The sequence below is a fragment of the Nocardiopsis trehalosi NBRC 14201 genome (assembly GCF_001552555.1).
In the GTDB taxonomy this organism is placed as follows: Bacteria; Actinomycetota; Actinomycetes; order Streptosporangiales; family Streptosporangiaceae; genus Nocardiopsis_B; species Nocardiopsis_B trehalosi.
On record NZ_BCRK01000001.1, the window covers coordinates 94,844 to 104,339 of the forward strand.

At 73.4% G+C, this 9,496-nt stretch carries 13 protein-coding genes; 8 read left to right on the forward strand and 5 right to left on the reverse strand.

Annotated elements, in window-relative coordinates:
- The first annotated feature begins 64 nt into the window (after positions 1–64).
- A complete protein-coding gene (locus NT8_RS00485) occupies positions 65–1,726 on the forward strand; it encodes an ABC-F family ATP-binding cassette domain-containing protein (protein WP_067962638.1) in 1,662 nt (553 codons plus the stop codon).
- 64 nt (positions 1,727–1,790) lie between these two features.
- On the opposite strand, the gene NT8_RS00490 is transcribed toward NT8_RS00485, so the two are convergent.
- Together NT8_RS00490 and NT8_RS31410 are read right to left on the reverse strand one after the other, a co-directional pair.
- Positions 1,791–1,973, reverse strand: coding sequence for a DUF397 domain-containing protein (locus NT8_RS00490; RefSeq protein WP_394326551.1), 183 nt, complete (start codon positions 1,971–1,973; stop codon positions 1,791–1,793).
- Positions 1,960–2,784 (reverse strand): helix-turn-helix domain-containing protein, encoded by an 825-nt coding sequence (locus NT8_RS31410; protein WP_157515422.1) that lies wholly within the window; start codon positions 2,782–2,784, stop codon positions 1,960–1,962. The genes NT8_RS00490 and NT8_RS31410 overlap by 14 nt, the downstream gene beginning before the upstream one ends.
- 224 nt (positions 2,785–3,008) lie before the next feature.
- On the opposite strand from NT8_RS31410, the gene NT8_RS29705 reads away from it, so the two are divergent.
- The 5 genes from NT8_RS29705 (at position 3,009) to NT8_RS00515 (ending at position 5,377) form a co-directional block, all read left to right on the forward strand.
- On the forward strand, positions 3,009–3,413 hold the full coding sequence (locus NT8_RS29705) for an ATP-binding protein (protein ID WP_169805171.1): 405 nt from the start codon (positions 3,009–3,011) through the stop codon (positions 3,411–3,413).
- A 148-nt stretch (positions 3,414–3,561) separates the two neighbouring features.
- A complete protein-coding gene (locus tag NT8_RS00500; protein ID WP_067962644.1) occupies positions 3,562–3,843 on the forward strand; it encodes a helix-turn-helix domain-containing protein in 282 nt (93 codons plus the stop codon).
- 85 nt (positions 3,844–3,928) lie between these two features.
- Positions 3,929–4,492 carry a dihydrofolate reductase family protein gene (locus NT8_RS00505; protein WP_084468523.1) on the forward strand — a complete coding sequence of 188 codons (564 nt, stop codon included), beginning with the start codon at positions 3,929–3,931 and terminating at the stop codon, positions 4,490–4,492.
- Positions 4,493–4,583: 91 nt separating this feature from the next.
- Positions 4,584–5,039 (forward strand): hypothetical protein, encoded by a 456-nt coding sequence (locus tag NT8_RS00510; RefSeq protein ID WP_067962647.1) that lies wholly within the window; start codon positions 4,584–4,586, stop codon positions 5,037–5,039.
- Positions 5,036–5,377, forward strand: coding sequence for a hypothetical protein (locus tag NT8_RS00515; protein WP_157515423.1), 342 nt, complete (start codon positions 5,036–5,038; stop codon positions 5,375–5,377). The genes NT8_RS00510 and NT8_RS00515 overlap by 4 nt, the downstream gene beginning before the upstream one ends.
- A gap of 88 nt (positions 5,378–5,465) precedes the next feature.
- Here NT8_RS00515 and NT8_RS00520 read toward each other — a convergent pair whose 3' ends face one another.
- Positions 5,466–6,338, reverse strand: a complete 873-nt coding sequence (locus tag NT8_RS00520; protein WP_067962652.1) for an oxidoreductase — start codon at positions 6,336–6,338, stop codon at positions 5,466–5,468.
- Positions 6,339–6,431: 93 nt separating this feature from the next.
- On the opposite strand from NT8_RS00520, the gene NT8_RS00525 reads away from it, so the two are divergent.
- A complete protein-coding gene (locus tag NT8_RS00525) occupies positions 6,432–7,295 on the forward strand; it encodes a LysR family transcriptional regulator (protein ID WP_067962654.1) in 864 nt (287 codons plus the stop codon).
- 191 nt (positions 7,296–7,486) lie between these two features.
- Here the strand turns inward: NT8_RS00525 and NT8_RS00530 are convergent, their stop codons facing one another.
- Together NT8_RS00530 and NT8_RS00535 are read right to left on the reverse strand one after the other, a co-directional pair.
- Entirely contained in the window at positions 7,487–8,377 is an 891-nt protein-coding gene (locus tag NT8_RS00530; RefSeq protein WP_281203363.1) for an NADPH-dependent F420 reductase, read from the reverse strand.
- On the reverse strand, positions 8,295–9,005 hold the full coding sequence (locus NT8_RS00535; RefSeq protein WP_067962659.1) for a nitroreductase: 711 nt from the start codon (positions 9,003–9,005) through the stop codon (positions 8,295–8,297). The genes NT8_RS00530 and NT8_RS00535 overlap by 83 nt, the downstream gene beginning before the upstream one ends.
- Positions 9,006–9,135: 130 nt before the next feature.
- Between NT8_RS00535 and NT8_RS00540 the strand changes: the two genes are divergently transcribed.
- Entirely contained in the window at positions 9,136–9,495 is a 360-nt protein-coding gene (locus NT8_RS00540; protein WP_067962662.1) for a MerR family transcriptional regulator, read from the forward strand.
- The last annotated feature ends 1 nt before the right edge of the window (position 9,496 follow it).

Sequence of the window (9,496 nt, forward strand, 5' to 3'; positions counted from 1 at the left end):
CGCCGCGTGGCGCTCGCACACGACGCCCTTTTTCACCGCGTTACGTGCGACTGCGAGGATTCCCATGGCATTGTCACCCCCGGCGGGGGCCGCCATCACCTGCTCCGACCTCACCTTCCAGTGGCCGGACGGCACATCCGTCGTCGACGGGCTGTCGCTCACCATCGGCCGGGGCCGCAACGGCCTGGTCGGCGCCAACGGGACGGGCAAGTCCACCCTGCTGCGGCTCGCGGCCGGCCTGCTCACGCCCACGTCCGGGTCGGTCACGGTGAGCGGCACCCTGGCCTACCTGCCGCAGGACATCACGCTGGCGACGGATTTGCGGGTCGACGCCGCCCTGGGCATCGCCGAGCGGCGGGCCGCGCTGCGCGCCATCGAGTCCGGTGACGCGAGCGAGGAGCACTTCACCGCCCTCGGTGACGACTGGGACGTGGAGGAGCGGGCCGCCGCCACGCTGGGTTCGCTCGGCCTCGGCGGCATCGGCCTGGACCGGACCGTCGGAGAGCTGTCCGGCGGCGAGACCGTGCTGCTGCGGCTGGCGGCGCTGCTGCTGGAGCGGCCCGACGTGCTGCTGCTGGACGAACCGACCAACAACCTGGACGTGTACGCCCGGCGCCGCCTCTACGACGCGGTCGACGGTTGGCGCTCCGGCACGCTCGTCGTGGTCAGCCACGACCGGGAGCTGCTGGAGCGCGTCGACCGCATCGCGGAACTGCGCTCCGGCGCGGTCACCTGGTACGGCGGCGGCTGGTCGGCGTACCAGGAGGCGCTGGCCGTCCAGCAGGAGGCGGCCGAACGGAGCCTGCGCGCCGCCGACGCCGACGTTCGGCGGCAGAAGCGGGAGCTGGCCGAGACCCACATCAAGCTGGCCCGCCGCCAGAAGGAGGGACGGAAGGCGCAGGCGCAGGGCGGCATGCCCAAGATCCTGATGGGGGCGCGCAAGCGCGCCGCCCAGGAATCGGCGGGCAAGCTGCGCGGCGTCCACGAGGAGCGGCTGGAGGAGGCGCGCGAGCGGCGGGAGGAGGCGGCCGAGGCGGCGCGCACCGATGCCGAGATCCGCGTCGACCTGCCCGACACGGCCGTGCCGGCCAACCGGACGGTGCTGCGGATCGACGGCCTCACGCCCCGCTTCGGCGCGGCGATCGAGGGCGAGGTCGAGGTGCGCGGGCCCGAGCGGGTGGCGCTGGTGGGGCGCAACGGCTCGGGGAAGACGACGCTGCTGCGGACCCTGGTGGGTGACCTCGCCCCGGTGGAGGGTGAGGCGCGGACGTTCGTGCCGACGCGGTTCCTGCCGCAGCGGCTCGACGTGCTGGACGACGAGCTGAGTGTGGCGGAGAACGCGCACCTGCGGGCGCCGGGGGTTCCGGCGAACCACGTGCGCGCGCAGCTGGCCCGGTTCCTGTTCACGGGGGCGCGGGCGGACCGGCCGGCGGGGAGCCTGTCGGGCGGTGAGCGGTTCCGGGCGGCGCTGGCGGCGACGCTGCTGGCCGCCCCGGCGCCGCAACTGCTGATGCTGGACGAGCCGACGAACAACCTGGACGTCTCCAGCGTCCGCCAGCTCACGGGGGCCTTGGCGTCCTACCGGGGGGCGCTGGTCGTGGCCTCCCACGACCTGCCCTTCCTGGAGGAGATCGGCGTCACCCGGTGGCTTCTGATGGACGAGGGTCTCCGCGAGACCACCATCGAGGAGGTCCACGAACTGCTGGCCGCCCCGGCAGAGGACTGACGCCCGAACGAGCCGCGACCGGCCGCCCTGGCGAACCCCGCCAGGTCGGCCGGTCGCCGCTGTCCTACATGCGCTCCAGGTCGGCCAGGAGTGCGACCCACTCCCTCGCCGGAACGGCCAGCGTCGCCGCGTCCCGGTTCTGCGTGTCGCGCACCCGAGTCGTCGGCCCCTCCGCCACCTCTACACACTCGGAAGAGGCCCCGCTGTAGCTGGACTTATGGAAGGTCTTGCCTTCAGAGTTCATCATGAGCCCTCCGGATCGCCTGTAGGGATGACGTGGGGGACCACGCAACGGCTTGGAGGTCCCCGAAGAGGCAGACGTGGCGTCGAACCTCGGCTGGTGAGTCGAAGATCTGTCCTCCGCCCGTCGAGTCTCCGTAGACCACGGTCTCTCCGTCCTGAGTATGCAGGAGGCGGAACGGCCCGGAGGCACCGGGGTGATCAGGAAGATCATGAGGGACGATCTGGACTCGAACCCGCTGAGATTCTGCCAGGTTCGCGAGTACTTCGAGCTGCTTTCGCATCGTCTCTGTACCGCCCATCGCGCGGCGGAGCACCGATTCGCACAGGACAACCCAGTGGGCCGGACCATCGTCCCGGAGTAGCACCCGGAAGCGGCCCATTCGAGCCGCGACGAGCCGTTCGACGTCCTTCGGGGTATCGAGAGGTCGTCCTGCGCGGAAGACGGAACGTGCGTACCCGTCCACTTGCAGGAAACCTGGAACCAGGATGGGCGCCCACGTGCGAATCTCCGTCGCGCGCTCCTCTGAGCGCGTCACCTGCCGGAACCACTCTGGCGAGTCACTGCTCGCCAGAGCCGCAGACTCCCACTTCCGCAGGAGCGCGCCATCAGTACGGAAGAAGAGATCAAGTTCTGTAGCGGTGTCCCTTTTGGCCGCTCGCGTCGCTCGTTCTATCTTGCCTAGCATCCCACTCTCCACGGTGGTGTGGCGAGCGAGCTGATCGAGCGTAAGCCCTGCTTGAGTGCGCCTTCGGCGCAGATCGGCACCGAAATCCACCCAGGCCGGGAGTTGCGCTTCTGTCATAAGTACAAGCATTACTGATGGCGGTACTTTTGGCGCCTGTTCGGGATTATTGCTGGTGGCCGCAGCTGAGCCTGCTCGATTCTGGGCGTGAAAGACCCCGCGACGGAGGCACCGTCCGGGGCGATGGCCACCAGCATTGGAGTGCTGATGACACGATCCACCCTAAACCAGCGGAGGCGTCGCGTACGCCCGTATCTGCGGCTTCGGTCGCTCGGGGTGTGCCGGAGGTGCGGACGATGAACCGTCACCCCCGGATGCAGTGCCACGCCCGCACGTTCCCGATGGAACCGACCACGGCCCGCGAGGCGCGGGCCTGGACGCGGGCGCTGCTGTTCGACACCACACCGGCCGACGTGGTCCACGACGCCCAGGTGGTCGTCTCCGAGATGGTCACCAACTCGCTGCGCCACAGCACCGGCCCGACTCTCCGGCTCGACGTCGCCGTCTCGCCGGTCAGCCTCTACGTCGAGTGCGTGGACGGCGGCGGCCCCACCGAGCCCCGCATCCCCGACGCCGACCCCCTGGCCGAGGGCGGGCGCGGCCTGCACCTGATCGCCGGGCTGGCCTCGGTGTCCGGGCCGCTGGAGTGCGGCGGCCGGTACTTCGCCTTCCTCGGCTGGGCCGACCCGGCCCGCCGCTGACCGACCGGCCGGGAAGTGCAGCCCCTCCCGGGGCCGGGCCACCCGCCGCCTAGACCATCGCCGGGCCGCTGCGCCGATCCATGGAGAGGGGGGCGCAGCGTCCCGGCGGCTGGACCGTCGGCCGACCGCCGACCAGAACGGAGACCCCATGACGGAGGCGGAATCCGCGCCACGCGACCCGCTCCCCCGGCGCGACCGCACCCGGATGTACTTCGTCCTCCCGCCCGCCGCCCGCGAGTTCTACACCGCCTCCGAGGCCGCCGCCCTCTTCGGCGTCTCGGTGGACACCATCCGGGACTGGCGCAAACGGCGCCTGCTCCGCACCGTCCGCACCCCCGGCGGCCGGGTCCGCATCCCCGCCGCCGACATCGAGGCCCTCGTCCCGCCCCGCAAACGCGGCACCCGCGAACCATCCGCGCGGGACCGCTGAACGGGTCCGGCGCGGTGCACCTCGGAATGTCCCCTCCCCTGCCTAGGCTCGCCGCACCGACTCCGCCCCACGGAAGGACGCGCCCGTGCGCAGGCTCAAGCTCCAGGTCCAGACCACCATCGACGGCTACATGGCCGGCCCCCAGGGCGAGATGGACTGGATGATGTGCCCGTGGTCCGACGACCTCAACGCCCACGTCGACGCCCTGACCGCCTCCGTCGACACGATCGTGCTGGGCCGCCGGCTCGCCGAGGGGTTCATCCCCACCTGGGCGGCCGGCCCCGAGGGCGAGGACGCGGCGTCCATCGAGTGGATGAACTCCACCCCCAAGGTCGTGTTCTCCCGCACCCTCACCGCCTCGCCCTGGGAGAACGCCGAGATCGCGGGCGGCGACCTCGCCACCGAGGTCGCCGCGCTCAAGGCCCGGCCCGGCGCCGACATCATCGTCTACGGCGGCGCCACCCTGGTGCGCGACCTGCTCGCCGCCGACCTGATCGACGACCTCCACCTGTTCGTCAACCCCGCCGCCATCGGCGCGGGCCTGCCCGTCTTCCCCGGCGACGGCACCCCCCGGCCCTACCGGCTGGCCGAGGCGCAGCCGTTCACCTGCGGTATCACCGCCCTGCACTACGAGCGCGACCACCGCTGACCGCCGCCCCCGGGTCGCGGCCGCTCCGACGCCGTGCGGCCGCGCGCTAGGCTGCCGCACGCGGAACCGAGCGACCCCCCGGAGGCCGGTCATGGAGCTGCTCACCCTGCGCGAGTGCCTGCGGCTCGCCGCCTACTGGTGCGCGGTGGCGGCCGTGATCGCGGTTCCGGTCGGCATCGGCCTGCGGTCGTGGTTGGTGCCCGCCGCCGTGTTCCTGCTGATCACCGCCGGGTGCGTGGTGTACGGGTGGGTGCTGCCGCGCCACGAGGCGCTGATCGTGGGCGGGGCGGCGCTGGCCCTGCTGGCGGGGATGGCGGTCGGCGCGGCCCTCATCGGGTTCGGCGTGCACGCCTTCATCACCGCCGAACCGCACTGCGTGACCACGGAGTACTACCTCTGCTTCGACACCGCCGAGAAGCAGGTGGCACAGACCCGCCGGTTCACGATGCTGCCGATCATCGGCGGCACGATCCTGGTGTCCGTCCTCGCGGTGGTCGCCTGGCGCGGCGCCGCCACGACCTACCGCGAGTACCGCATGCACCGGTGACGACCACACCACCCGGGTCGGCGGCCGCCGCCGACGACGACGAGAAACGAGGAACGGGCATGCCCGCTATGGACCCCCCGGAGAACCCCACCGCCTCCGCCGCCGACCAGGAGGCGGTATTGGACGTGGTGCGCCGCCTGGCGGCGGCCGCCTCCGCGGCCCACCGCGAGATCGCCGCCGCGCCGAACGAGGCCGCGGCCGAGCAGGTGCGCGAGGCCATGGTCGAGGTCTCCCAGCAGGCCCGGAGGGACCTGCGCGCCATCGACCCCGCGGCCATCGCGGCGCTGCACGCCTCGATGGACGCCGACACCGAGGCTGAACCCCGTTCCGACGGCTGAGCCGGGGGCCCGAACCGCAGCGGCCCCCGCCCGGCAGATGGGCGGGGGCCGCGGTGCGGTCAGCCCGTGGCCCCGGGCGCGCGGTCGGCTACCGGCCGATCCCGTCCAGTTCGGCGAGTTCCTCGTCGGAGAGCGCGAGCCCCGCGCCGGCGGCGTTCTCGCGCAGATGCGCCACCGATGAGGTGCCGGGGATCAGCAGGATGTTGGGCGACCGCCGCAGCAGCCAGGCCAGGGCGACCGACATCGGTGTCGCGCCCCGCCGGGCGGCCACGGCGGACAGCGCCGCCGACTGCAACGGGGTGAACCCGCCGAGCGGGAAGAAGGGCACATAGGCGATGCCCTCGTCGGCGAGGTCGTCGATCAGCTCGTCGTCCCGGCGGTGCGCGAGGTTGTACATGTTCTGCACGCACACGATCGGCGCGATCGCCCGCGCCTCGGCGACCTGCTCCGCCGTCGCGTTGCTCACCCCGAGATGGCGGATCAGGCCCTGGCGCTGGAGGTCGACCAGCGCCTCGAAGGGCTCGGCGAGCGAGCCGGGCCGGGGGCCCTGGGCGTCGCCGAGCCGGAGGTTCACCACGTCGAGGACGTCCAGGCCGAGGTCGTCGAGATTCTCGTGGACGGCGCGGCGCACGTCCTCGGGCCGCCGGGCCGGGGGCCAGCCGCCCTGCCGATCGCGTTCCGCGCCGACCTTGGTGACGATGTGCAGCGGCTCGGGATAGGGGTGCAGCGCCTCCCGGATCAGCCGGTTGGTGATCCGGGGGCCGTACGCGCCGGCGGTGTCGATATGGGTGACGCCGAGGTCGGCGGCCGCACGCAGGACGGCGAGCGCGCCGTCGCGGTCGGCGGGCGGGCCCATGACGCCGGGACCGGCGAGCTGCATCGCGCCGTAGCCGAAGCGGGTGACGGTCAGATCGCCCAGGGTCCAGGTGCCACCGGGCAGTGGGGCGGAGGTCGTGTCCATGCCGTCGATACTCGCCCGCGTGCGGGTGGTGCGGCCAATACCGCTGCGGTGCCCGGCCATACCCGGCGGGTATCAGCGAGGTAGGTTGAGGCCATGGACGCCTTGGAGACCCGCGAGCTGAGGTACTTCATCGCCGTGGCCGAGGAACTGCACTTCGGCCGGGCCGCCGAGCGCCTGGGCATGGCCCAGCCGCCGCTGTCCCGGGCGATCCAGCGGCTGGAGCGGCGCCTCGGCGTCCTGCTGCTGGACCGCGACCGGCACGGCGTCTCCCTGACCGGCGCCGGGGAGACGCTGCTGCACGAGGGCCGCGCGGCCCTCGACGCGGTCACCGCCGCCGCGCGCCGCACCCGCCGCACCGGCGGCGCCGACCGACCGGGCGGCCGCCGCGGCCGGCTGGTGCTGGCGGTGAAGGCCGGCGCCTCCCACGAGCTGCTGCACAAACTCCTCGACGCCTACGCGGCCGAACCCGGCGCCGCCGAGATCGAGGTGCTGCCGAGCGGTACGTGCGAGCAGGGGGAGATGCTGCGCGACGGCCGCGCCGACGTGGCGCTCATGCACAAGCCGTTCAACTCCCTCGCCGGATTCGACAGCGAGGAGCTGATGACCGAGGGGCAGATCGCCGTCCTGCCCGCCGGGCACCCCCTCGCCGCGCGGAAGAGCCTGTCCCTGGCCGACGTCGAGGACATCCCCGACCTCCCGCTCGCCCGCTGGGCGCGCCACGGCGCCTACCGGCCCGGCCCGGGACCGGAGATCCACGACCAGACGCAGCTGGCCCAGCTGATCGCCCTCGGGCGCACCGTGGCCGTCTTCCCCGACTCGGCCCGCGCCTGGCTCTGGGCCGAGCACGCCGCCGTCCCCCTGGTCGACGCGCCCCCCGTCGTCACGCACATCGCCTGGCCCGCGCACAGCCGGTCGGTCGCCCTCGCCGGGCTGATCCGCACGGCCACCCGGCTCTGACCCGCCCCCGCGTCCCGCGCCGGGGCGTACCGCCCGGCCCCGTCCCCGCCGGCCCGGGGCGCCCCGGGCCGCCTCAGCCGCCATCCTCCGGCCGGGGGTACACCGACTCGTACATTCCGGGCGAATTTAGACATGCGAGAAGGCCGGTGCCCGGCATGGGCGGGAGACGGGCATCGGCTGGATGAGCGGCGTCAGCGGTGCAGGGAGCGGTTCAGTTCCACGATCTCCTCCCGCGTGGGCGGGGAGGTGAAGGCGGCCACGCGCTCCAGGGCGCGGGCCCGGAGGGCCGGGGTCTTCTCCCGGTCGGCCGCCCGAAGGGCCGGTCCCAGCTCGTCGAGGGTCAGCTCGGTGCAGTAGGCGGGCGTGGCGGGCTGCTGGCGCCAGGAGTCGGCCAGCCCGCCCGCGTCGAAGGGGTCGAAGCCGCTCTCGTCCACCAGGCGCATGGCCACCCGCCGCGCCTGATCGGAGTCGGCGGCGACCGGGAGCGCGATCCGGCCCGGGGTCCCCGCCGGAGCGCCCCGGGTCTTCAGGGTCTCCTCCAGCACCGCGTTCCACGCCTTGACCACGGGCCGGCCCAGCCGCCCGGCCACCCACAGGCTCTCCACCTGCCCTTGGCCCACCCCCTCGACGGGGACGTCCCAGTCCTGGAACGGGACGTAGTTGGTGGTGTCGATGACCACGGTCTCCTCGGGCACGGAGGCGAAGACCCCGGCCACGTCCGGGACCTTGAAGAAGGGCACGGACAGGATCACGACGTCCTTGTCCCGGACGGCGTCGGCGGCGCTCCCCGCCCGCGCCCCGAACTCCAGCACGGCCGGGTCGATCGTCTCCGGGCCACGGGAGTTGGCCACGGCGACCTCGTGGCCGCCCGCGCTGAAGACGCGCGCCAGGGTCGCCCCGATCGCCCCCGAGCCGAGGATGCCGATTCGCATGGTGTGTCCCTTCTGTCGATGCGCCCTCCCCGGACGGGGAGGGGAGGTGGGGCAGGCGAGGCCGCCGCTACCGGGCCGGTTCGAGGACGCCGGGGGTGTCGTGCACCACGACGCTCTCGGCCAGCGGCACCCGGCCCATCCGGTACGCACTCGACGGCCCCCGCGGGTCCGCCTGCCCGAAGGAGACGCCGAACAGCAGCTTCATCTCCGCCCCGATGCCCAGGGACGCGCGCACGGTGTCGGCGTAGAAGCCCAGCATCGTCTGCGGGATGCCCGCCAGGCCGCGCGCCTCCAGGGCGAGCAGGAAGGTCTGCGCGTACATGCCCACGTCGGCGGCCACGCGCACGCCGTCGCCGAACCGGGGCAGGAACAGCAGCGCCACGTGCGGGGCGCCGAAGAACTCCAGGTTGCGCCGCGCGGCGGCGCGGCGCCCTTCGGTGTCGGAGCGCTCCACCCCCAAGGACCGGTAGTAGGCCGCGCCCTGCTCGCGGGCGCGCTGGAGGTAGGCGCCCTCACCGAAGTCGGCGTAGTCGAAGCTGAAGTCGAACGAGGTGCGGCCGGCCCGGTCGGCCTCCAGCAGTTCGGCGCTCAGGGCCGCGCGGCGCTCCCCGGAGACGACGTGCACCTGCCAGGGCTGGGTGTTGCAGTTGGACGGGGCGCACTGGGCGTCCTGGAGCACCGCGCGGATGTCGGCCGCGGGCACCGGGTCGGGCAGGAAGCCCCGGACCGAGCGCCGCGAGCGGACGATGTCGGTGAAGGAGCGGGGACTGGCGGGCACGACGGTTCCTTCCGAGCGGGGTCGTCTCACGCGCCCACCGCGCGACGGCGTCCTGGTCGTCCCTGGTGGGCGCGCCGCTACCCTAGAACCTGACACCGGTGTCAGAGGCAAATCGGAACGGAGGCCGCCCGTGCGGATCGGGGAACTGGCCGAGCGGACCGGGGCCAGCGTGCGCTCCCTGCGCTACTACGAGCAGCAGGGCATGCTCTCCAGCGAGCGCAGCGCCAGCGGCCAGCGCCACTACGACGAGGCGGCCGTGGACCGCGTGCTGCTGATCCGGCAGCTCTTCGCCGCCGGGATGAACAGCACGGCCATCGCCGAGCTGCTGCCGCACGTCGCGCCCTGCGGGCGGCGCTGCCCGCCCCAGGTGCTGCGCCGGCTCACCGCCGAACTCGACCGCATCGACGCCCGGGCCGAGGAACTCGCCCGCACGCGCCGCATCCTGCACGGCATGGTCGAGGCCACCCGCGAGGCCATGCGGGAGGCCTGAG